Origin of the sequence: Acinetobacter sp. P1(2025), from assembly GCF_051390655.1 — a bacterium.
GTDB lineage: Bacteria > Pseudomonadota > Gammaproteobacteria > Pseudomonadales > Moraxellaceae > Acinetobacter > Acinetobacter junii.
Genome location: NZ_JBPKBJ010000009.1, coordinates 24,810 through 46,045, shown reverse-complemented (window position 1 = coordinate 46,045; position 21,236 = coordinate 24,810). Strand labels below are relative to the sequence as shown.

The 21,236-nt window shown below is 41.7% G+C and carries 33 protein-coding genes and 1 pseudogene; 28 read left to right on the top strand and 6 right to left on the bottom strand.

The window, feature by feature from the left end; translation table 11 throughout:
• Window positions 1-99 precede the first annotated feature (99 nt).
• The gene (locus ACSC97_RS04045) at window positions 100-1,341 is read left to right on the top strand and encodes a dicarboxylate/amino acid:cation symporter (RefSeq protein ID WP_436659424.1); all 1,242 of its coding nucleotides are present in this window, start codon (window positions 100-102) and stop codon (window positions 1,339-1,341) included.
• A 59-nt stretch (window positions 1,342-1,400) separates the two neighbouring features.
• Here the strand turns inward: ACSC97_RS04045 and ACSC97_RS04040 are convergent, their stop codons facing one another.
• The 6 genes from ACSC97_RS04040 to ACSC97_RS04015 form a co-directional block, all read right to left on the bottom strand.
• The gene (locus tag ACSC97_RS04040) at window positions 1,401-2,345 is read right to left on the bottom strand and encodes a metal-dependent hydrolase (protein WP_004951763.1); all 945 of its coding nucleotides are present in this window, start codon (window positions 2,343-2,345) and stop codon (window positions 1,401-1,403) included.
• Between the two features lie 128 nt (window positions 2,346-2,473).
• Window positions 2,474-3,250, bottom strand: coding sequence for a ribosome biogenesis GTP-binding protein YihA/YsxC (gene yihA, locus ACSC97_RS04035; RefSeq protein ID WP_004951767.1), 777 nt, complete (start codon window positions 3,248-3,250; stop codon window positions 2,474-2,476).
• 78 nt (window positions 3,251-3,328) lie between these two features.
• Entirely contained in the window at window positions 3,329-3,781 is a 453-nt protein-coding gene (locus tag ACSC97_RS04030) for an RrF2 family transcriptional regulator (RefSeq protein ID WP_004951769.1), read from the bottom strand.
• A gap of 77 nt (window positions 3,782-3,858) precedes the next feature.
• On the bottom strand, window positions 3,859-5,070 hold the full coding sequence (hmpA, locus tag ACSC97_RS04025) for an NO-inducible flavohemoprotein (RefSeq protein ID WP_212639032.1): 1,212 nt from the start codon (window positions 5,068-5,070) through the stop codon (window positions 3,859-3,861).
• Window positions 5,071-5,206: 136 nt separating this feature from the next.
• Window positions 5,207-6,754 carry a helicase HerA-like domain-containing protein gene (locus tag ACSC97_RS04020; RefSeq protein ID WP_436659420.1) on the bottom strand — a complete coding sequence of 516 codons (1,548 nt, stop codon included), beginning with the start codon at window positions 6,752-6,754 and terminating at the stop codon, window positions 5,207-5,209.
• Window positions 6,755-6,773: 19 nt separating this feature from the next.
• Window positions 6,774-7,967, bottom strand: a complete 1,194-nt coding sequence (locus ACSC97_RS04015) for a PLP-dependent transferase (RefSeq protein ID WP_125299065.1) — start codon at window positions 7,965-7,967, stop codon at window positions 6,774-6,776.
• Between the two features lie 167 nt (window positions 7,968-8,134).
• Here ACSC97_RS04015 and ACSC97_RS04010 point away from each other — a divergent pair, with 167 nt between their 5' ends.
• From ACSC97_RS04010 to rpsD, 27 genes and pseudogenes are all read left to right on the top strand, one after another.
• Window positions 8,135-8,863, top strand: a complete 729-nt coding sequence (locus ACSC97_RS04010) for a type 1 glutamine amidotransferase (protein ID WP_129261594.1) — start codon at window positions 8,135-8,137, stop codon at window positions 8,861-8,863.
• A gap of 227 nt (window positions 8,864-9,090) precedes the next feature.
• A complete protein-coding gene (gene rpsJ / locus ACSC97_RS04005) occupies window positions 9,091-9,402 on the top strand; it encodes a 30S ribosomal protein S10 (protein WP_000070912.1) in 312 nt (103 codons plus the stop codon).
• Window positions 9,403-9,459: 57 nt separating this feature from the next.
• Complete coding sequence (gene rplC, locus ACSC97_RS04000) at window positions 9,460-10,098, top strand: 50S ribosomal protein L3 (RefSeq protein ID WP_004909372.1); 639 nt, start codon at window positions 9,460-9,462, stop codon at window positions 10,096-10,098.
• Between the two features lie 11 nt (window positions 10,099-10,109).
• Window positions 10,110-10,712, top strand: a complete 603-nt coding sequence (gene rplD / locus ACSC97_RS03995) for a 50S ribosomal protein L4 (RefSeq protein WP_004909368.1) — start codon at window positions 10,110-10,112, stop codon at window positions 10,710-10,712.
• A complete protein-coding gene (gene rplW, locus ACSC97_RS03990; protein WP_004877633.1) occupies window positions 10,709-11,029 on the top strand; it encodes a 50S ribosomal protein L23 in 321 nt (106 codons plus the stop codon). Before rplD ends, rplW begins: the two co-directional genes overlap by 4 nt.
• Before the next feature lie 11 nt (window positions 11,030-11,040).
• Window positions 11,041-11,865, top strand: coding sequence for a 50S ribosomal protein L2 (gene rplB / locus ACSC97_RS03985; RefSeq protein ID WP_004909365.1), 825 nt, complete (start codon window positions 11,041-11,043; stop codon window positions 11,863-11,865).
• A 13-nt stretch (window positions 11,866-11,878) separates the two neighbouring features.
• Window positions 11,879-12,154 carry a 30S ribosomal protein S19 gene (gene rpsS, locus ACSC97_RS03980; RefSeq protein WP_004641066.1) on the top strand — a complete coding sequence of 92 codons (276 nt, stop codon included), beginning with the start codon at window positions 11,879-11,881 and terminating at the stop codon, window positions 12,152-12,154.
• Window positions 12,155-12,165: 11 nt separating this feature from the next.
• The gene (rplV, locus tag ACSC97_RS03975; RefSeq protein WP_004683272.1) at window positions 12,166-12,495 is read left to right on the top strand and encodes a 50S ribosomal protein L22; all 330 of its coding nucleotides are present in this window, start codon (window positions 12,166-12,168) and stop codon (window positions 12,493-12,495) included.
• 1 nt (window position 12,496) lies between these two features.
• A pseudogene (gene rpsC, locus ACSC97_RS03970) lies at window positions 12,497-13,313 on the top strand (30S ribosomal protein S3).
• The gene (gene rplP, locus ACSC97_RS03965; RefSeq protein WP_004641059.1) at window positions 13,253-13,666 is read left to right on the top strand and encodes a 50S ribosomal protein L16; all 414 of its coding nucleotides are present in this window, start codon (window positions 13,253-13,255) and stop codon (window positions 13,664-13,666) included. Before rpsC ends, rplP begins: the two are co-directional and overlap by 61 nt.
• A complete protein-coding gene (rpmC, locus tag ACSC97_RS03960; RefSeq protein WP_004909358.1) occupies window positions 13,666-13,863 on the top strand; it encodes a 50S ribosomal protein L29 in 198 nt (65 codons plus the stop codon). The genes rplP and rpmC overlap by 1 nt, the downstream gene beginning before the upstream one ends.
• Window positions 13,860-14,117, top strand: a complete 258-nt coding sequence (rpsQ, locus tag ACSC97_RS03955; RefSeq protein WP_004657679.1) for a 30S ribosomal protein S17 — start codon at window positions 13,860-13,862, stop codon at window positions 14,115-14,117. The genes rpmC and rpsQ overlap by 4 nt, the downstream gene beginning before the upstream one ends.
• A 92-nt stretch (window positions 14,118-14,209) precedes the next feature.
• Window positions 14,210-14,578: a 50S ribosomal protein L14 gene (gene rplN / locus ACSC97_RS03950; RefSeq protein WP_004657680.1), complete on the top strand. Its 369-nt coding sequence runs from the start codon at window positions 14,210-14,212 to the stop codon at window positions 14,576-14,578.
• 9 nt (window positions 14,579-14,587) lie between these two features.
• A complete protein-coding gene (rplX, locus tag ACSC97_RS03945) occupies window positions 14,588-14,905 on the top strand; it encodes a 50S ribosomal protein L24 (RefSeq protein ID WP_004909354.1) in 318 nt (105 codons plus the stop codon).
• 15 nt (window positions 14,906-14,920) lie between these two features.
• Entirely contained in the window at window positions 14,921-15,457 is a 537-nt protein-coding gene (rplE, locus tag ACSC97_RS03940; protein ID WP_004909351.1) for a 50S ribosomal protein L5, read from the top strand.
• Between the two features lie 9 nt (window positions 15,458-15,466).
• Entirely contained in the window at window positions 15,467-15,772 is a 306-nt protein-coding gene (gene rpsN, locus ACSC97_RS03935; RefSeq protein ID WP_001074624.1) for a 30S ribosomal protein S14, read from the top strand.
• 11 nt (window positions 15,773-15,783) lie between these two features.
• The gene (gene rpsH / locus ACSC97_RS03930) at window positions 15,784-16,179 is read left to right on the top strand and encodes a 30S ribosomal protein S8 (protein ID WP_004909347.1); all 396 of its coding nucleotides are present in this window, start codon (window positions 15,784-15,786) and stop codon (window positions 16,177-16,179) included.
• A gap of 13 nt (window positions 16,180-16,192) precedes the next feature.
• Window positions 16,193-16,726: a 50S ribosomal protein L6 gene (gene rplF, locus ACSC97_RS03925; RefSeq protein ID WP_004909344.1), complete on the top strand. Its 534-nt coding sequence runs from the start codon at window positions 16,193-16,195 to the stop codon at window positions 16,724-16,726.
• Window positions 16,727-16,740: 14 nt separating this feature from the next.
• A complete protein-coding gene (gene rplR, locus ACSC97_RS03920) occupies window positions 16,741-17,091 on the top strand; it encodes a 50S ribosomal protein L18 (RefSeq protein WP_004641044.1) in 351 nt (116 codons plus the stop codon).
• A 2-nt stretch (window positions 17,092-17,093) separates the two neighbouring features.
• On the top strand, window positions 17,094-17,591 hold the full coding sequence (rpsE, locus tag ACSC97_RS03915; RefSeq protein ID WP_004657688.1) for a 30S ribosomal protein S5: 498 nt from the start codon (window positions 17,094-17,096) through the stop codon (window positions 17,589-17,591).
• A 6-nt stretch (window positions 17,592-17,597) separates the two neighbouring features.
• Window positions 17,598-17,774, top strand: a complete 177-nt coding sequence (rpmD, locus tag ACSC97_RS03910; protein WP_000849088.1) for a 50S ribosomal protein L30 — start codon at window positions 17,598-17,600, stop codon at window positions 17,772-17,774.
• Window positions 17,775-17,777: 3 nt separating this feature from the next.
• Window positions 17,778-18,218 (top strand): 50S ribosomal protein L15, encoded by a 441-nt coding sequence (gene rplO / locus ACSC97_RS03905; RefSeq protein ID WP_004909340.1) that lies wholly within the window; start codon window positions 17,778-17,780, stop codon window positions 18,216-18,218.
• A gap of 45 nt (window positions 18,219-18,263) precedes the next feature.
• Window positions 18,264-19,583: a preprotein translocase subunit SecY gene (gene secY / locus ACSC97_RS03900; RefSeq protein WP_171053828.1), complete on the top strand. Its 1,320-nt coding sequence runs from the start codon at window positions 18,264-18,266 to the stop codon at window positions 19,581-19,583.
• 20 nt (window positions 19,584-19,603) lie between these two features.
• Window positions 19,604-19,720, top strand: coding sequence for a 50S ribosomal protein L36 (gene rpmJ, locus ACSC97_RS03895; protein ID WP_000867907.1), 117 nt, complete (start codon window positions 19,604-19,606; stop codon window positions 19,718-19,720).
• A 107-nt stretch (window positions 19,721-19,827) separates the two neighbouring features.
• Window positions 19,828-20,184 carry a 30S ribosomal protein S13 gene (gene rpsM / locus ACSC97_RS03890; RefSeq protein WP_000090815.1) on the top strand — a complete coding sequence of 119 codons (357 nt, stop codon included), beginning with the start codon at window positions 19,828-19,830 and terminating at the stop codon, window positions 20,182-20,184.
• A 19-nt stretch (window positions 20,185-20,203) separates the two neighbouring features.
• Window positions 20,204-20,590: a 30S ribosomal protein S11 gene (rpsK, locus tag ACSC97_RS03885; RefSeq protein ID WP_001040166.1), complete on the top strand. Its 387-nt coding sequence runs from the start codon at window positions 20,204-20,206 to the stop codon at window positions 20,588-20,590.
• A 12-nt stretch (window positions 20,591-20,602) separates the two neighbouring features.
• On the top strand, window positions 20,603-21,229 hold the full coding sequence (gene rpsD, locus ACSC97_RS03880) for a 30S ribosomal protein S4 (RefSeq protein WP_004909337.1): 627 nt from the start codon (window positions 20,603-20,605) through the stop codon (window positions 21,227-21,229).
• Window positions 21,230-21,236 lie beyond the last annotated feature (7 nt).

The following is a 21,236-nucleotide window of genomic DNA, read 5'->3' as shown; positions in this document are numbered from 1 at the left end:
TGATGGCTTTTTTGTCATAAGCTTGTGACAAAAAATTGCTCGATTCTTAGATTTGAGCGTGCCATAGTAGCTGTACTGCATTCATTTTTAATACTCACAATGAATTTAAATACCCAAATTTTAATTGCAGCTATCGCGGGAGTAGGGTTAGGACTTTTATTGACTAGCTATCCTCAGGCTGATTTTGCTCAAACAACGTTATATGTTTTAGGTATTTTAAGTAGCATTTTTATTGGTTTGTTAAAGATGTTGCTGATCCCTTTGATATTTAGTTCTATCGTTGTAGGGGTTTCAAATTTACAAGCTGGAGGTGAGTTCGGTCGAGTTTGGAAGATTACCGCCTTGAGTTGTGTGACCACTACAACGCTTGCACTGATCTTAGGAATTGGCTGTGCACATCTTTTTGATGTTGGTAAGGGCGTTGATATCACACTTTTTCAGTCAGCAATGCAAAATCATCAAACGCCTGATACGCTTACACCTTCTAGTTTTCTTACCAATTTTATTCAAAATACCTTAATCAATCCTTTTAAAGCATTTAGTGAAGGGAATGTACTCGCTGTTGTGGTTTTTGCACTTTTCTTAGGCGTTGCTCTCGTTAAAGGTGGTGAGCGTTTTAATACAGTTCGTCAACTCAGCCAACAATTCTTTGAAATGATGATGATGCTTGTCAGTTGGGTAATGAAACTCGCGCCACTTGGGATTTTTGCATTATTGGCGAAGTTGATTGCGACTGAGGATTTATCTGTATTAAGTCGTCTTGCTGAGTTTGCATTCGTGGTGACTGGGACAACGATTTTTCATGGCTTAGTGGTTTTACCTACACTGCTTTGGATTTTTGGAAAAATGAATCCTCTGACGTTCTTCAGAGGTGCGCGAGCTGCATTGGTGACGGCATTTGCAACAAGCTCTAGTTCTGCGACCATGCCACTGAGTATGCGTTGCGCACAAGAGAATTTAGGGGTAAGGCCGCAAACGGCAGGCTTTGTAATTCCTTTGGGTACGCAGTTAAATATGGACGGTACAGCACTTTATGAGGCTGCAGCTGCACTTTTTATTGCCAATTTGATGGGTTTGGATTTAACCCTAACCCAACAGTTTATTGTCTGTCTCACCGCAATGATTGCATCATTAGGTGCGCCGGGGATTCCAAGTGCAGGCATGGTAACGATGATAATGATGTTGCAATCAGTCGGTTTACCTGCGGAAGCGATTGCAATTTTACTGCCGATAGATCGTTTGCTGGATACCGTTCGAACTGTAGTTAATGTACAGGGAGATATGATGATCAGTGTGGTTGTCGATCGTTATGCAAAGCAAACGGAAATAGAGCCAAGTTAATCGAGTTGTACGGACATAAAAAAAGCAGGAGAAAACTCCTGCTTTTTCTTTCTCTTCACTTATGCAGCATGTTGTAGTGCACGCTTAGCAGCAGGTGAATTATTTAAATAATTCACAGCATCTTGGGTACTTCCTTCTTTCACAGGATCATACCAAGGCATCAAATAATCAATTTGTTGTGATACTAACCAGATTGGATTTGGAAGAATTTGATTGTCTTTACGGCCAATCTTATACCATTCCAACCATATCCAAGGTTTGAATATACTTGGTTTTTTATCTGCAAAACGAGGGTCTTGGCTCATGATGTGAGCAGCACCATCTACCCACAAACCAAGTACCAGAACGATTACCGCAACGCTGAGGTAGTAACGTGCAATATAGCTACCACCTAAATGACGATAAAGATCAAATGCAACGGTACGGTGCTCGATTTCTTCAGAACCATGCCATTTAATTAAATCGATCATCTCAGGGTCAGCGCCAAGCTCTTCCCAACGTTTGTTGTAGAGTGCGTATTTACCAAGAACACACGTCATATGCTCAACGGTTGCAATCACACCTAGACGGAATAAATCCCATTGATGATCTAATATTTTAGGAACTTCTTTACCAAAAGGCTTATCAGCTAAAGCTTTGGTAAATAAGAAATCCATGATGTCTAAGTTGCGTTGAATATCGATATTGCGTTGGCTGAGATATTCTTTATTCGCAGAGGTATGAGCAACAGCATGCATTGCTTCTTGACGAATAAAAGCTTGTACATCTTCTTTTAATTTTTCATCAGTGATTTCAGGAAGTACTTTGTTGTACAAACGACAAAACCAGAACTCACCAGCAGGCAAAATGTTATTAATTTCGTTAATAAAATAGCTAGCAAAAGGTTGATTTGGAATCCAATCTACAGGGGTTTTTTCCCAATCAAATTTTACTTTTCGAGGGAGAATTTTATAGTCAATCGAAGAACCAAGAACTTTGTTCTTCACAAATGATAGTAATTTCATCTTTAGTCCTAATCGATAGTGCAATGAACCAACACTAAGCAGTATATGAAAACTACCTAGTGTTTGTGTTTAGCAATTCAGGACAATTAAAAATTATTTTATGCATCAAGTTGCATGAAATGCATAATTTATTCTTTATCGTCAGTTTCTGATGCTTCTGGGATTTGATCGAGGTCAAATTCCACCGTTTGATCAAGTGTGTAATTTAAACGACCACCCATAACACTCGCTAACTCCTCTAGACCAATACGGTTAAGAGAAGAGAATAGTTGTATTGAGAAGTCAAGCTTCATTTTTTTCAATTGTTGTTTAACGTCGAGCAAAGTTTTATTTGCTGGACCACGATTCAGTTTATCCGCTTTAGTGAGAAGAATATGAACAAACAAATGACGAGAATGCGCCCATTCCAACATCATTAAATCAAAGTGTTGTAAAGGATGGCGGATATCCATCAATAAAACTAAGCCTTGTAAGCTTTTGCGATGGATCAAATAATTTTCTAGTTCTTTTTGCCAAACAATTTTCATTGCTTCTGGTACAGCGGCATAGCCATAACCAGGTAAGTCTACCAAACGTTGATCAGGATTACCCAAGCTAAAAAAGTTGATCATTTGGGTACGACCTGGTCTTTTTGAAGCACGTGCCAATTGCTTTTTATTGGTTAAGGCATTAATTGCACTCGATTTTCCCGCATTTGAACGACCCGCAAATGCAATCTCATAGCCTGTATCTTCAACGCACAAAGCAAGTTTTGGTGCACTCATTAAAAATTCAGCTTGGCGTAACCAATTCAAAGACTGTACTGCATAAGCGGTTAATGCAGGATCAGTCTTTTTCTCATAACTGATTTTTTCTTTAGGTGCGAGTCTAGCTTTGGTGTCTTTCGATTTTTCACTACGGTGCATAGAAGCTTACTTTTGAATTTGAATAGCAATAAGCATTATAAAGGATGTATTGGATTCGTGCGAATCTTCATCCTAAATCTAAGCTTTTTGGACCAGTTCTAAGAATGTAATATCTGATCGAGTGGAAGATGGGAGTATGCCGTGTTGAACCACTTCACCCAAAGTATATTGATCTAAGCTTTGATAAAAGCTTTCAAGTGCTTGATCGAGAATGCCTTTCAGACCACATTGAGAGCGCAAGACGCAAGGGGGTGTATTGCATTCCACAATTTGCTGATGACCTTGTAAAACACGGACAATTTCACCAAGTCGAAGTGTCCGTGCTGACGGATTTAATCGAATTCCACCGCCTTTGCCTCGTGTAGTAACAATCCATTGTTGTTTACCCATGAAATGTACAATTTTAACGAGGTGGTTTTGTGAAACATGCAAATCTTTTGCAATATCAGCAATAGTGTAAGGTATCTCGCTCGGACGGGCGACATACATCAGGATTCTGAGTGCATAATCTGTAAATTTATTGAGTTGCATTGTTTCACTCAATCTATTGCGATAAATAGAAAAGGCTAGTCTATCATAGGCTAGCCTTATACAAAACGCAGCATTAATTAGCTAAGTTTTACACCACCTGTGCCAAATGCTTCGCTATGAATATTTTCAGCAGGAATGCCTCGTGCAACAAGTGCTTTGTGTTGTTCAGCCATAAATGGCATCGGACCACATAAATAATAATCAGCAGTTGTTGGCAATAGTGCTGCATCCATAGACGCTAAATCTAAACGACCGGCTGCTTCATAATCCACGCCTAATACATCCCCATCATGCGGAAATTCATATGTCGTAAATGTGCTTAGACGAGGGAATTTAGCTTTAAGATCATGAATATGTTGTTTCATAGCATGAACTTGACTGCTACGACATGCATGTATAAACGTTACAGGTTGTGGCATATCTAAAGTAACCAATTGATTCAGCATAGCAATCATTGGGGTTAAACCTACACCACCACTGATAAATACATTACGTTTCTTACTATCTATCAGATAAAAGTTACCTGTAGGAGCAGAAACTTCGATTTCAGAACCTTCCGCTAAACTATGTAATGTATTTGATACCCAGCCTTCAGCAAGCTCACCTTTCGCATCTTCACGTTTTACTGAAATACGCAAATAATCTGCTTGTGGGCTTGTTGATAAAGTGTATTGACGAGGTTGTCTCAAATTGAGTTCTGGGACAAAAACACGTACTGAAATATATTGGCCAGCTTCGTAGTTTGGTAAATCACCGCCATCGACAGGTGCTAAATAAAACGACGTAATTTCGTCACTTTCAATCACTTTTTTAGCGATTTTAAAATTACGCCACCCTAACCAACTGCCTTTAGTTTGTTGATGTTGGTCGTAGATCGCTTTTTCAGTGCTGATAAACAAATCTGCTAGTTGTCCATAAGCGGCAGCCCATGCCGCAATCAAGGGATCTTCCATTGAGATATTCAGTACTTCACTGATCGAATGTAATAAATTTTCACCCACAATACTGTAATCAGGCGCTTGGATATTGAGGCTGACATGTTTATGAGCGATCAGTTCCACCACAGGCAAAAGCACAGATGGATTTTCAATATTTTCTGCGTACGCTAAAACAGCTCCTGCGAGTGCTTGAGCTTGAGCACCACTGCGTTGATGACCCATGTTAAAGGTTTCTTTGAGCGCAGGATTATTTCCTAACATACGATTATAGAAATAACCTGTTAATGCGACACCATTTTCACGTAAGACAGGAACAGTTGCTTTTACGAGTTCAATTTGCTGTGGAGTCATGAGTGATCTCTCTGGGCTATCATTTTATAAGATATATTTAAAATACATCTTATAAAATGTATTTGCAATACATCTTATGATAAAAACCATAAAAAAAATAAGGGATAATTAATTATCCCTTATTTTTGAAAGTTTTTTATTTTCCGAATAATGAGCCGAGTAATCCACGCACTATTTTTTGTCCAGTGCTACCACCTAAGCTTCGGGCGGCACTTTTTGCAAATGTACCGACAATATCTTGTGTGAGCTTTTCACGATCACGTTGTGCTTTTTCTGCCGCTTTTTGTTGCTCTTTAGCAAATCGCTCTTGTTCTTTTGCTTGTTGCTTTGCGAGGGTTTCTTGTTCTTTTACTTGCTGCTTAGCAAGTTCGTCAGCTTGCTTTTGCTGAGATTGTTGTAATACTTTTTTCTGTAGAAGTTCGTAAGCGCTGTCACGATCTACTGCTTGATCATAAACCCCAGCAACAATACTTTGCCCCATCATGACCTGTCGTTCTTCAGGAGTGATTGGGCTAAAAGAGGAGTAAGGGGGCATCACCCAACCACGCTCAACAATCTGAGGGGTGCCTTGTTCATCCAAACAACTAATCAAAGCCTCACCCACGGCAAGTTCAGTAATCGCTTGATCAACCTTAAAATCAGGATTGGCTCGGAAAGTGTCGGCTGCGGTTTTGACTGCTTTTTGATCTTTAGGTGTAAAAGCACGTAAAGCATGTTGTACTCGATTCCCGAGTTGACCTAGAACACTTTCTGGTAAATCAAGTGGGTTTTGAGTGATAAAGTAGATTCCTACACCCTTCGAGCGAATTAAACGAACCACTTGTTCAATTTTCTCTTGCAAAGCTGGGCTAGCATTGGAAAACAATAAATGTGCTTCATCAAAGAAGAAGACAAGTTTAGGCTTATCCATATCGCCAACTTCGGGTAGTTGCTCAAATAATTCTGAGAGCATCCAAAGCAAGAATGTTGCATAAAGTTTGGGGGTATTCATCAACTTATCTGCAGCGAGAAGGTTGATATAGCCATGACCTTGAGTATCTGTTTGAATAAAATCTAGAATATTCAAACTTGGTTCACCAAAAAACTGATCTCCACCTTGATCTGCTAACGCAAGCAGATTGCGTTGTATCGCACCAATACTGGCAGGAGAGAGATTGCCATACTCATTTTTCAGTTCAGCAGCATTTTCACTGACATAAGTTAGCATCGCCTTTAGATCTTTAAAGTCGATGAGGAGAAGGCCTTGATCATCTGCGATTCTAAATACTGCGGACAATACACCTTCTTGTGTATCGTTTAAATTTAGCATCTGCGCTAATAATAAAGGGCCTATTTCAGAAATTGTGGTTCGAATTGGATGTCCTTGTTGGCCAAATAGATCCCAGAAAATAACAGGTGAAGCTGCAAATGGAACGGAATCCAGATGCAGACTTTTAATGCGTTCATCAAATTTGGGGCTGCTTGAACCTGCTTTGGCTATGCTTGAAACATCACCTTTCGCATCTGCTAGAAAAACAGGGACGCCGATACGAGAAAAACTCTCAGCAAGTACTTTTAGAGTTACTGTTTTTCCTGTACCGGTTGCACCAGCAATCAGACCATGGCGGTTAGCAAATTGAGAATGTAGAACAATATCTTGTGTTGTATCTGTGGTTTTTTTTGCAATTACGATGGGTGTACTCATTCTTCACCTATTATAAGAGTCATTCCAGTTGTTTTAATGCGTTTTGAATATCTTGAATTAAATCCGCAGGATCTTCTAGTCCTATACAGAAACGAACCAATAAACCTTGTTGTAAATGTGTATTTTCCAATGCACGCATCTGTTTTAAATCATAGAGCATCACCAAACTTACAGGGCCACCCCAACTAAAACCAAGTTTGAATAGTTTTAAGTTATCGCAAAATCTACGAACTGCATGCATATCATATCTTGAATCAAAGATTACACTTGCCAAGCCAGCACTCTTGCCTGTGGTGCAAACCTCTTTCCAAAATTGATGTCCAGCTGAATCAGAAAGACTTGGGTGTAAAACTTGAATAAATTGAGGCTGTTGTTTTAGCCAATCTAATAATCTTAGTGTGCTTTGAGATTGCTGTTCATAACGCAGCGACATATGCGCCAAACTACGTTGAATTTGCGCAGTATCATCACCTGAAACAGATATGCCTTGGATTGCATGCATGCGATAAAGTTTATGATGTAAATTTTGATCGCGTGTTACAACAGAGCCCATGAGGATGTCTCCACCACCACTTGGATATTTGGTAAGAGCGTGTACTGTTACATCAACCGATAGGTGTTCATCAGAAAAATCAAATGCATTAAATGCGAGACCAGCCCCCCAAGTGTTATCCAGGGCGGTGAGGAGATTAAATTGCTTGGCTTTTTTGACTAGTTTTTTTAAATCAGGAAATTCTAAACTTACAGAACCAGCAGCTTCCAGCCAAATTAACTTCGCTTTTTCTGAAGGTGTGAAACTATCAATATCAATTGGGTTATAAACTTTAACTTGAATGCCATAACGTGTTTGAAGGTTGTTGAGGTGCTCTAAATTTGGACCATAAATATTATCTGCAACCCATACCTCATCGCCTGAATTTAAAAGAGTACTGTTGACTAAATTGATCGCAGATAAACCACTCGGTGCAAGTAAGCTAAACAAACCGCCTTCAATTTGCGCGATGTTATCGCCTAGCGTAAATGTTGTTGGCGTGCCATGTGTGCCGTAGCTATAGTCATAGGGATCTGTCCAATGACGATCAAAAAGGTGCGATGTGCTTTTAAAAATAATGGTAGATGCACGATATAGGGGAGGTTGAATAGTTTCTATATATTGAGGGGCTTTTCTTGGTGCGTGAATAAGGTTGGTTTGTGCATTTTGTTGCTTAGTCATGGTGCTAAATCAAATCAATAGATGGATTTAGGTTAAGAGAAAAACAACAATTCTGCTAGTTGTTCAGGTGTTTTGTACACAATCGTTACAGATCAAATAGATTGAATGAAACTGGCTTTATTTTTGCTAAGACTTAATATCATTCTAACGATAATAGGTTTTAGCGCATGAAGTCGCATTTAAGAGTGCATTATTTTCAGCACATCGCAGGTGAAGGTTTTGGTAGTTGTTACAATTTCTTGAAAGCACATAAAGCAAAAATCACGGCAACAGAGTTTTTTGCTTTGCCCGTCGACCTGCCATTGGAATTGGAAGCATTGCCACATGTAGATGAGGTGGATTTGTTAATTATCATGGGTGGGACGATGAGTGTGAATGATGAGGCAAATTACCCATGGTTAAAATTGGAAAAAAGATGGTTACGTCGTTATTTGGCAGCGGGAAAGCCTGCTATAGGCTTATGTCTCGGTGGGCAGCTAATTGCAAATGCACTTGGTGCTGCGGTTAGCCGTAATCAATATCAAGAGTTGGGGTGGATGGATGTTGGTCGAGCTTCACACATACCTGAAAATTGTTTTCAAATTCCAGAGAAAATTAACATTATGCAATGGCATAGTGAGACCTTTGAAATACCTAGAGGTGGTATTCGTTTAGCAGAAAATGAGGTATGTAGAAATCAACTTTATCAAATCGGTCGTAATGTTTTAGGTTTTCAGTTTCATCCCGAAATGACGCCACATGCATTGCAATTGTTGATCGAAAATGAAGAAGACATGGCTGTGTTTAATGGGGAATTTGTTCAATCAATCGCTGAGCTCAAAAAAACAAACCAAAATAAATTTCAACAAGGCAACGATTTGCTTAATCAAGCAATTGAATATGTTGTAAGCGCTTAAATTGATTTTTTAACGGTAAAAAATAAAAGAAGAATTGCATAAGACTTAAACAATCGCTATAATGGGCGACCCTCAAATGGAGGGCGTTTTCTACGAAGAAAGTAGTTAACGCATTACAGTCGTGGCATCGATCACGACCATAGTGATTTTCACTGCCCTTGACACTTGCCAAAAGGTGAGGTGCGTCATGGGTGATTCTTTATATATTTGGCTTGGAGTTTACTGGTATGTCTAACCAGAGAATTCGTATCCGTTTGAAGTCTTTTGATCATCGTCTGATTGATCAATCTGCTCAAGAGATCGTAGAAACCGCTAAGCGTACTGGCGCACAAGTGTGTGGTCCAATTCCGATGCCTACTCGCATCGAGCGCTTCAACGTTCTTACTTCACCACACGTCAACAAAGACGCTCGTGATCAGTATGAAATCCGCACTTATAAGCGTTTGATCGACATCGTTCAACCTACAGATAAAACTGTTGATGCATTGATGAAGTTGGATCTTGCTGCTGGTGTTGATGTTCAGATCGCTTTGGGTTAAGGCTTTCGGTTAATTAACTCTAAGTTAATTAAGCCGCTTTTTTAGAGGTTTATGCACATGGCTATTGGTTTAGTCGGTCGCAAATGTGGTATGACTCGCATCTTTACAGATGCTGGTGTATCTGTACCTGTTACAGTTATCGAAGTCGATCCAAACCGCATTACGCAAATCAAAACACTTGAAACTGATGGTTATCAAGCAATTCAAGTAACTACTGGTGAACGTCGCGAATCGCGCGTAACTAGCGCTCAGAAAGGTCACTTTGCGAAAGCTGGTGTTGCTGCTGGTCGTTTAGTTAAAGAGTTCCGTGTTACTGAAGCTGAGCTTGAAGGTCGTGAAGTTGGTGGTTCTATCGGTGTTGACTTGTTCACAGTTGGTCAAATTGTTGACGTAACTGGTCAGTCTAAAGGTAAAGGCTTCCAAGGTGGTGTTAAGCGTTGGAACTTCCGTACGCAAGATGCTACACATGGTAACTCTGTATCTCACCGTGTATTAGGTTCTACAGGTCAAAACCAAACACCTGGTCGCGTGTTCAAAGGCAAGAAAATGGCTGGTCACTTAGGTGATGAACGCGTAACAGTTCAAGGTCTTGAAATTGTATCTATTGACGCTGAACGTTCAGTTTTAGTTGTTAAGGGTGCTATTCCTGGTTCAACTGGCGGCGACGTTATCGTGCGTCCTACCATCAAGGCCTGAGGGGAAATACTGTGAATTTAAAAACTGTTTCCGGCTCTGCTGTTGAATTGTCTGAAGTTGCTTTCGGACGTGAATTTAACGAAGCTCTTGTACACCAAGTTGTTACAGCTTACTTAGCTGGTGGTCGTCAAGGTACTCGTGCTCACAAATCACGTGCAGATGTTTCTGGCGGTGGTAAAAAGCCATTCCGTCAAAAAGGTACTGGTCGCGCTCGTGCTGGTTCTATTCGTAGCCCAATCTGGGTAGGTGGTGGTAAAACTTTTGCTGCTCGCCCACAAGATTGGTCTCAAAAAGTTAACCGCAAAATGTACCGCGGTGCAATGCAATGTATCTTAGCTGAACTTGTTCGCCAAGATCGTCTTGTATTAGTTGAAGAGTTTGCTGTTGCGGCTCCAAAAACTAAAGAATTGCTTGCAAAACTTAACGACTTAAATGCAACTCGTGCATTGATCGTTACAGATGCTGTAGATGAGAACTTGTATCTTGCAGCTCGCAACCTCCCACATGTAGATGTGGTGGACGCAACTGCAATTGATCCTGTTAGCTTGATCGCATTCGATAAAGTTGTCATGTCTGTAGCTGCTGCTAAGAAAATTGAGGTAGAACTCGGATGAACAACGAACGTTTATATCAAGTCCTACAAGGACCAGTATTCTCAGAAAAAGCACAAGTTTTAGGTGATACTGCTGGTGTTCAAGTATTTAAAGTTGCATTAAATGCAAACAAGCTTGAAATCAAGAAAGCAGTTGAGCAGCTCTTTGGTGTTGAAGTTGTGAAAGTAAATACAACGATCACTAAAGGTAAAACAAAACGCTTTGGTCGTACATTAGGACGTCGTTCTGATGTTAAAAAAGCATACGTCACCCTGAAAGCTGGCCAAGATGTAGAAATGGCTGACTTGGGCGATACCGCTGAAAACGCAGCGGAGTAAGGACGAAAATTATGCCGATTCAAAAATGTAAGCCAACGTCTCCAGGACGTCGCTTTGTAGAGAAAGTGGTTCATGACCATCTTCACAAAGGCGCACCTTATGCACCGTTGGTTGAAGCTAAAAAACGTACTGGTGGTCGTAACAACAACGGTCACATTACGACTCGTCACGTTGGTGGTGGACACAAACAACACTATCGTCTCGTTGACTTTAAACGTAACAAAGATGGTATTCCAGCGACTGTAGAGCGTATTGAATACGATCCTAACCGTACTGCACACATTGCATTAGTTTTGTATGCTGACGGTGAGCGTCGTTACATCATCGCACCTAAAGGTTTGCGTGCTGGCGATAAAGTACAATCTGGTAACGATGCTCCAATTCGTCCAGGTAACTGCTTACCGCTTCGTAATATGCCTATTGGTTCTACACTTCACAACGTTGAACTTAAAATCGGTAAAGGTGCTCAATTAGCACGTTCTGCTGGTACTTCAGTTCAGTTGTTAGGTCGTGATGGTTCTTACGCAATCGTTCGTTTACGTTCTGGTGAAATGCGTAAAATCCACGTTGAATGTCGTGCTGTAATTGGTGAAGTTTCTAACCAAGAAAGCAACCTTCGTTCATTGGGTAAAGCTGGTGCTTCACGCTGGCGCGGTGTTCGTCCTACTGTTCGTGGTATGGCGATGAACCCGGTTGACCATCCACACGGTGGTGGTGAAGGGCGTAGCAAAGGTATTCAACCTGTAAGCCCATGGGGTCAAAAAGCTAAAGGGTACAAGACACGTACCAATAAGCGTACGACTAAGATGATTATTCGCGACCGTCGCGTCAAGTAAAGGAATCTGAATAATGCCTCGTTCATTAAAAAAAGGTCCATTCGTCGACGCACACTTGTTCGCTAAAGTTGAAGCAGCAATTGCAGCTAACAACCGTAAGCCGATCAAGACTTGGTCACGTCGTTCAATGATCCTTCCAGATTTTGTTGGTTTAACAATTTCTGTTCACAATGGTCGTAACCATGTTCCAGTAATTGTTACTGAGCATATGGTTGGTCATAAGCTTGGTGAATTCGCACCAACTCGTACCTATCGTGGTCACGGTGTTGATAAGAAGTCTAAACGTTAATAGGTGCTATGATGGAAGTAACTGCAAAATTACGCGGTGCCGCTATCTCGGCACAAAAAGCACGTTTAGTTGCTGATTTGATCCGTGGTAAATCGGTTGCGCGCGCGCTAGATATTTTGAACTTCAGCAACAAAAAAGCAGCTGTGCTTGTTAAAAAAGCACTTGAATCTGCAATTGCAAATGCTGAACACAACAACAGCTTAGATGTTGACGATCTTAAAGTAACTACGATTTACGTTGATGAAGGTATGAGCCTTAAACGTATTTTGCCACGTGCTAAAGGCCGTGCGGATCGTATTACAAAGCGTACTTGTCACATCACCGTTAAGGTAGGGGTTTGATATGGGTCAGAAGGTTCATCCAATCGGTATCCGCCTAGGTGTTGTGAAACGCCATAACGCTAACTGGTATGCGAGTCCGAAACAATACGCTGAATACTTGCTTAAAGATCTTCAAGTTCGTGAGTTTTTAACTAAAAAACTTAAGAATGCGATGGTGAGCAATATTCTTATCGAACGTCCTACAGGCGCTGCTAAAGTAACTATTAGCACTGCTCGTCCTGGTATCGTTATCGGTAAAAAAGGCGAAGATATTGAGAAATTACAGCGCGAACTCACCAACATTATGGGTGTTCCAGCGCAAGTTAGCATCAACGAAATTGATCGCCCAGACTTAGATGCTCGTTTAGTTGCTGAAGCAATCGCTTCTCAATTAGAAAAGCGTGTAATGTTCCGTCGTGCTATGAAGCGTGCGGTTCAAAACACTATGCGTGCTGGTGCGAAAGGTATCAAAGTTGAAGTTTCTGGCCGTTTAGGTGGTGCAGAGATTGCTCGTACTGAATGGTATCGTGAAGGTCGTGTTCCTTTGCATACTCTTCGTGCTGATATCGACTATGCAACTATGCGTGCTGAAACAACTTACGGTACGATCGGTGTTAAAGTTTGGATTTTCCGTGGCGAGATCTTAGGTGGCATGAAACAAGTCATGAACCCTGCTCCTGCTGAAGAGCGTCCAGCTAAACGTGGTCGTGGTCGTGGTGAAGGTCAAGAGCGTCGTGGTCGTCGCGGTGACCGTGCTGCTGACAAGGGAGAATAATCCATGTTGCAACCTAAACGTACCAAATTCCGTAAAGTGCACAAAGGCCGTAACACTGGTCTAGCGCATCGTGGTAGTACAGTATCATTTGGTTCGATTGCGATTAAAGCGACTGAACGTGGTCGTATGACTGCGCGTCAAATCGAAGCTTGCCGTCGTACCATTAGCCGTCGTATTAAGCGTGGTGGTAAAATCTTCATCCGTGTATTCCCGGATAAACCAATTACCGAAAAACCATTAGAAGTTCGTATGGGTAAAGGTAAGGGTAGCGTGGAATACTGGGTTTGCCAGATTCAGCCAGGTAAGATCCTGTACGAAATTGAAGGTGTGAACGATGAATTAGCGCGTGAAGCTTTTGCTTTAGCTGCTGCTAAACTTCCGTTTAAAACCACTATCGTGACTCGGACGGTAATGTAATGAAAACTAAAGATCTACGTGAAAAATCGGTAGAAGAGTTGAAAGCGATGCTTGATGAGCAACAGCTTAACCAATTCCGTCTTCGTATGGCGAAAGCAACTGGTCAGTTGGGCAAATCGCACGAAGTGCAAATTGCTCGTAAGACAATTGCTCGTATCAAGACACTCCTTACCGAAAAACAGGGGAACGGACAATGAGTGAAAAAACAGTCCGCACGTTAACCGGCAAAGTCGTAAGCGACAAAATGGACAAATCTATTGTTGTGCTTATTGAACGCCGCGTTCAACACCCGTTGTATGGCAAATCAATCCGCCGTTCAACTAAATTACACGCTCATGATGAGAACAATGTTGCTAAATTAGGCGACTTGGTAACCATCAAAGAAAGCCGCCCAATTTCTAAAACTAAAGCTTGGACTTTAGTGGAAGTAGTTGAAGCTGCTGCTGAGTAATTAGACGTTCTTGTTGCATCATCGGACAATTTCGAGTACTCTTTGAGCCTTTCGAAATTGTGACCGGTGATGCTCGGTTTTGGAGTAGGGCAATGATTCAAACCGAAAGTATGCTCGACGTAGCAGACAACAGTGGTGCACGCCGCGTACAATGTATTAAAGTACTAGGTGGTTCACATCGTCGTTATGCTTCTGTTGGCGACATTATTAAAGTTACTGTAAAAGAAGCAATCCCACGCGCACGTGTTAAAAAAGGTGACGTGATGAATGCTGTAGTTGTTCGTACAAAATTCGGCATCCGTCGTCCAGATGGTTCAGTTATTCGTTTCGACGATAACGCAGCTGTTATTTTGAATAACAACAAAGCTCCGATTGCTACTCGTATCTTCGGACCAGTGACTCGTGAACTTCGTACTGAACAGTTCATGAAAATCATTTCATTGGCTCCTGAAGTTCTATAAGAGGCAATCATGGCTAAGATTAAAAAAGGCGATCAAGTAATTGTGATCGCAGGTAAAGAAAAAGGCAAACAAGGTGTTGTTTTGTCTGTTTCTGAAGATCGAGTTAAGGTCGAAGGTCTTAACTTGGTGAAGAAGCATCAAAAGCCAAACCGTGTAACAGGCGCTGAAGGCGGTATCGTTACTCAAGAGGCGACGCTTCATATCTCTAACGTGGCAATTTTTAATGCTACAACCCAAAAGGCTGACCGTGTTGGTTACCAAGTGATTGATGGCACGAAAACTCGTGTTTATAAATCAAATGGTGAATCAGTGGCGGCAGCGAAGTAATAGGTTGAAAAGGCAATGGCCAGACTTAAAGCACGTTACAATGACGAACTTAAAGCAAAGTTAAAAGAAGAACTTGGCATTAAGAATGTGATGGAAATTCCACGCATCACAAAAATCACTCTTAACATGGGTGTAGGCGCAGCTGCAACTGATAAGAAATTATTAGATGGTGCTGTTGCTGATATGCAACTCATTGCTGGTCAAAAACCAGTTGTGACACTTGCTCGTAAATCAATCGCTGGTTTCAAAATCCGTGATGGTTGGCCAATTGGTTGTAAAGTTACTTTACGTGGCGACCAAATGTACGAATTCTTGGACCGTTTGATCTCTATCGCGATTCCTCGTATCCGTGACTTCCGTGGTTTTTCTTCAAAATCATTTGATGGTCGTGGTAACTACTCTATGGGTTTAAAAGAGCAAATCGTTTTCCCTGAAATCGATTTTGACAAGATTGATCGTATTCGTGGTTTAGATATCACAATTACGACAACTGCTCGTAGCGATGACGAAGGCCGTGCGCTTATGCGTGCATTCGGCTTCCCGTTCAAATAAGAGGTCGATATGGCTAAGAAAGGTATGATTAATCGCGAATTGAAACGCGAAAAGACAGTTGCTAAATACGCTGCAAAACGTGCTGAATTAAAAGCAACGATTGCAAATGTAAACGCAAGTGACGAAGAACGTTTCGAAGCGATGTTAAAGTTACAAGCATTGCCACGTAATGCATCTCCAGTACGTCTTCGTAACCGCTGTGGTTTAACTGGTCGTCCTCATGGTTACTTCCGTAAGTTCGGTTTAAGCCGTAACAAATTACGTGACACAGTAATGCAGGGTGATGTACCAGGCGTTGTTAAGGCAAGCTGGTAAGGAGCGACTAAATGAGTATGCAAGATACCGTTGCCGACATGTTAACACGTGTTCGTAACGCACAAATGGCGAAGAAACAAGTTGTTTCTATGCCTTCTTCTAAGTTGAAAGTTGCAATTGCAAACGTACTTCAACAAGAAGGTTATATTTCAAATGTAGAAGTTGCTCAAGAAGATGCAAAATCTACTTTGACTATTACGCTAAAATATTTCGAAGGCAAACCAGTTATCGAAACGGTTAAGCGCGTAAGCCGTCCAGGTCTACGTCAATACCGTGGTAAAGATAAACTTCCTAGCGTTAAGCAAGGTTTGGGTATTGCAATTGTTTCTACAAGCAAAGGCATCATGACTGATCGCGCTGCACGTGCTGCGGGTGTTGGTGGTGAAGTTATTGCTTTTGTTTCTTAATAGGTGATTCCTCATGTCTCGTGTGGCTAAAGCCCCAGTAACTGTACCTAATGGTGTAACAGTTACTCAGAACGGCCGGCAGGTCGAAGTGAAAGGCAGCAAAGGTACATTGTCTTTCAACCTGCATGCGCTGGTCGAGCTAAAACAGGAAGAAGGTAAACTTCAACTTGCTCCAGTAAAAGAATCGAAAGATGCTTGGATGCAAGCTGGTACTGCTCGCGCTGTATTGAACAACCTTGTAAAAGGTGTTAGTGAAGGCTTCGAACGTAAACTACAACTTGTTGGTGTAGGTTACAAAGCTGCTGTTAAAGGTACTGTTGTTAACCTAGCATTAGGTTATTCACACCCGATTGACTACGCTTTACCTGAAGGTGTAACAGCGGAAACTCCAACTGCAACTGAAATCATTTTGAAATCAGCAAACAAGCAGTTGTTAGGTCAAGTGGCAGCGGAAATCCGTGCATACCGTTCTCCTGAACCATATAAAGGTAAAGGTGTTCGTTATTCGGATGAAGTTATTCTTCGTAAAGAAGCTAAGAAGAAATAAGGCGCGAGGTTCTTATGAACGAAAAGAAACAAACCCGTTTGCGTCGTGCGAAAAGCACACGCTTGCACATCCGTGCATTGGGTGCGACTCGTTTGTGTGTAAACCGCACTCCGCGTCACATCTATGCTCAGGTTATTTCAGCAGATGGTGGCAAAGTTTTAGCGCAAGCTTCAACTTTAGATGCATCTTTACGTAGTGGTACTACTGGTAACGTTGAAGCGGCTACTAAAGTAGGTGCTTTGATCGCAGAACGTGCTAAAGCAGCTGGTGTTACTAAAGTTGCATTTGACCGTTCTGGTTTTAAATATCATGGTCGTATCAAAGCCTTGGCTGATGCTGCTCGTGAAGGCGGCTTGGAGTTCTAATCATGGCGAAAGTTGAACAAAACGAAGGTCTCGTTGAAAAGCTGGTTGCCGTTGATCGTGTAGCCAAGGTTGTTAAAGGTGGTCGTATCTTCTCTTTCACAGCATTAACTGTTGTGGGCGATGGTAATGGTCGTGTAGGTTTTGGTCGTGGTAAAGCACGTGAAGTTCCAGCTGCTATTTCTAAAGCACTTGAAGCTGCTCGTCGCAACATGATTACTGTAGACCTTGCTGGTACTACTTTACAACACCCTGTGAATGCTCGTCATGGTGCAAGCCGTGTATACATGCAACCTGCTTCTGAAGGTACTGGCGTAATTGCTGGTGGTGCTATGCGTGCCGTTTTAGAAGCTGCAGGTGTACATAACGTACTTGCTAAATGTTATGGCTCTACTAATGCTGCTAACGTAGTAAACGCAACTTTCAAAGGTTTGCGTGATATGACTTCTCCTGAGAAAGTCGCTGCGAAACGTGGTCTTTCAGTAGAACAAATTCAAGGGTAATCAATCATGAAAACGATTAAAGTTACCCAGACTAAATCTTCTTCGCATCGTTTAAAAAATCATAAACTTTGCCTACAAGGTCTAGGTCTGCGTCGTATTGGTCATACTGTAGAAGTGCAAGATACGCCTTCTAACCGTGGTATGATCAACAAAGTTTACTATATGGTTAGTGTAGAGGAATAAGCCATGACTCTGCGTTTAAATGAACTTTCACCTGCTGAAGGTGCAAAGCGTGAACACCGTCGTTTAGGCCGTGGTATCGGTTCTGGCGTTGGTAAAACTGGTGGTCGTGGTATCAAGGGTCAAAACTCACGTAAAAGTGGTGGTACTCGTCCAGGCTTTGAAGGCGGTCAAACTGCATTATATCGTCGTTTACCTAAATTCGGTTTCACTAGCCAAATCGCTTTGAAAACTGCTGAAGTGCGTTTGTCTGAGTTGAATAAAGTGGAAGGCGATATCGTTAGCCTTGAAACTTTAAAAGCTGCGAATGTTGTTCGTCGTGACCAAATTCGTGCTCGCATCGTGCTTTCTGGTGAAATCACTCGCGCGTTCACTGTACAAGGTGTTGCGTTGACTAAAGGCGCTAAAGCTGCTGTTGAAGCTGCTGGCGGTAAAGTCGAGGAGTAATCTCGAGTGTCTATGACTCCTAGTTCTACTGGTCATGTTAACATGATGAAAGGCCAGCCGTTTCATGTGAAATATCGTGAAATTATCCGTCGATTAATGTTTTTAATTGGCGCGTTATTGGTCTTTCGACTAGGAGCGCATATTCCGTTGCCGGGTATTGATAATGTAGCGCTGGCACGTTTTTTTAAAGCTAATGAAGGTACCTTCTTAGGTTTATTTAACATGTTTTCTGGCGGTGCATTAGAACGCATGTCGATTCTAGCGTTAGGGATCATGCCGTATATTTCTGCTTCGATTATCGTGCAGTTAATGTCGACAGTGATCCCTTCGTTAGAAGCTTTGAAAAAAGAAGGCGAGCAAGGCAAACGCAAGATTAATCAATATACACGTTATGGAACTTTATTCCTTGCGCTCGTGCAAGGGGTGGGGATGTGTGCTGGTCTCATTAGTCAGGGTATTACTTTGACTTCGGGATTGGCATTTTATGTTCCAGCGGTAACTTCATTGGTTGCTGGAACAATGTTCTTGATGTGGTTGGGGGAGCAAATTACTGAACGTGGTGTCGGTAATGGTATCTCAATGATCATTTTCGCAGGTATTGTGGCAGGCTTACCAAACTTGGTAATTCAGTCATTTACAACAGTGCAAAATGGTCAAGGTAGTTTAATTGGTTTAGCTGTATTTGGATTATTATCTTTAGCAGTTTTAGCTGCGATTGTGTTTATTGAAAAAGCACAACGTCGTATTCCAGTGAACTATGCTCAAAAACAGCAAGGGCGTCGTGTATTTACTGCACAGCAAACACATTTGCCATTGAAAATTAATATGGCAGGTGTAATCCCAGCAATTTTCGCAAGCTCATTGTTATTATTTCCAGCGAGTTTGGGGCAATGGCTAGGTAGTGCTGATCCTAATGCAGGGATTATTAAGCGTAGTCTGCAAGACTTGGCATTGGTGTTATCGCCTGGACAGCCGTTATATTTAATGCTCTTTGGTGCGTTAATTATTTTCTTCTGTTATTTCTATACCGCGCTTGTTTTTAGCCCGAAAGAAGTTTCAGAGAATTTGAAACGTAGCGGAGCGTATGTGCCTGGTATCCGCCCAGGTGAGCAAACGGCTCGTTATTTAGATCATATCCTTAACCGTTTGACGTTTATTGGTGCAATCTACATCACCGTTGTGTGCTTAATGCCAATGGTTTTACAAAGTTCATTTGGTATTCCATTCCATTTGGGTGGAACATCATTGCTTATTGTAGTTGTTGTAGTGATGGATTTTATGGCGCAACTTCAAGCGCATCTAACTTCGCATCAATATGATAATCAAACGTTAATGAGAAAAACGACTGCTCATCCTCAGGGATAAGCGCACTTAGAGGTTTCATCATGAAAGTACAAGCTTCTGTAAAGAAAATCTGTGGTAGCTGTAAAGTTATCCGTCGTAATGGGGTTATTCGCGTGATTTGTAGCGCAGAACCTCGTCATAAGCAGCGTCAAGGTTAATTTAATTAAGACCTGTTGATTTCAGTAGGCTAATTAGGTTATTATCCGCCCCTCAAGATTTTTGTGGGGCGGTTGATTATCTTGACTGCCTTTTTGGAGAAAATTGAATGGCTCGTATTGCCGGTGTAAACATTCCGGATAACAAGCATGCTGTTATCTCTCTCACGTATATTTTTGGTATCGGCCGCCACACTGCTAAGAATATCTTAGCTGCTGTAGGTATCACTGAGACTACAAAAATTCGTGAATTAGATGATGCTCAGCTTGATGCGATTCGTGCAGAAGTTGCTAAGGTTCCGACCGAAGGTGATTTACGTCGCGAAATTTCCATGAACATTAAACGTTTAATGGATTTAGGCTGCTACCGCGGTCTTCGTCATCGTCGCAGCTTGCCTGTTCGCGGACAACGCACCAAAACTAACGCACGTACCCGTAAAGGTCCGCGCAAACCGATTAAAAAGTAAGATTTCTGGAAGCTAAAAGATGGCTAAAGATACTCGCACACGCAAGAAGGTCACTCGTACCGTCTCTGAAGGTGTTGCACACATTCACGCGTCTTTTAATAACACCATTGTAACGATTACCGATCGTCAAGGTAATGCATTGGCTTGGGCTACCTCAGGTGGACAAGGCTTCCGTGGTTCACGTAAATCAACTCCGTTCGCTGCTCAGGTAGCTGCTGAAGTTGCTGGTAAAGCAGCTTTAGATTACGGTTTGAAAAACCTAGACGTCCTTGTAAAAGGTCCTGGTCCAGGTCGTGAGTCTGCGGTTCGTGCATTAGGCGCAGTGGGTTATAAGATTAACAGCATTACCGATGTGACTCCAATTCCTCACAACGGTTGCCGTCCACCTAAAAAACGTCGCGTGTAAGGAGAAACATTCATGGCTCGTTATATTGGTCCAAAATGCAAACTCTCTCGCCGCGAAGGGACAGACCTGCAACTTAAATCTGGCGTTAAACCATTTGACGTCAAAACAAAAAAAGCTAACAAAGCACCTGGTCAACATGGTCAGGCACGCGGTGGAAAGCAATCTGAGTACTCACTACAATTACGTGAAAAACAAAAAGTACGTCGTATGTACGGTGTGTTAGAGCGTCAATTTAGTAATTACTATAAAGAAGCAGCTCGTGTTAAAGGCGCAACAGGTGAAAACTTGTTGAAATTGCTTGAAAGCCGTCTTGATAACGTAGTTTATCGCATGGGTTTTGGTTCTACACGTGCAGAAGCTCGTCAGTTAGTAAGTCACCGTTCTATTACTTTAAATGGTCGTCGTGTAAACATTGCGTCTATTCAAGTTAAAGCGGGCGATGTAATTGCAGTGCATGAAGGCGCTAAACAACAATTGCGTATTAAAAACGCGATTGAATTAGCTGCTCAACGTGGTATTCCTGCTTGGATGGAAGTTGACCATTCTAAGTTAGAAGGTACGTTCAAAGCTGCTCCAGATCGTTCTGATTTACCTGCTGAAATCAACGAAAGCTTGATTGTAGAATTGTATTCTAAATAATCCTTGA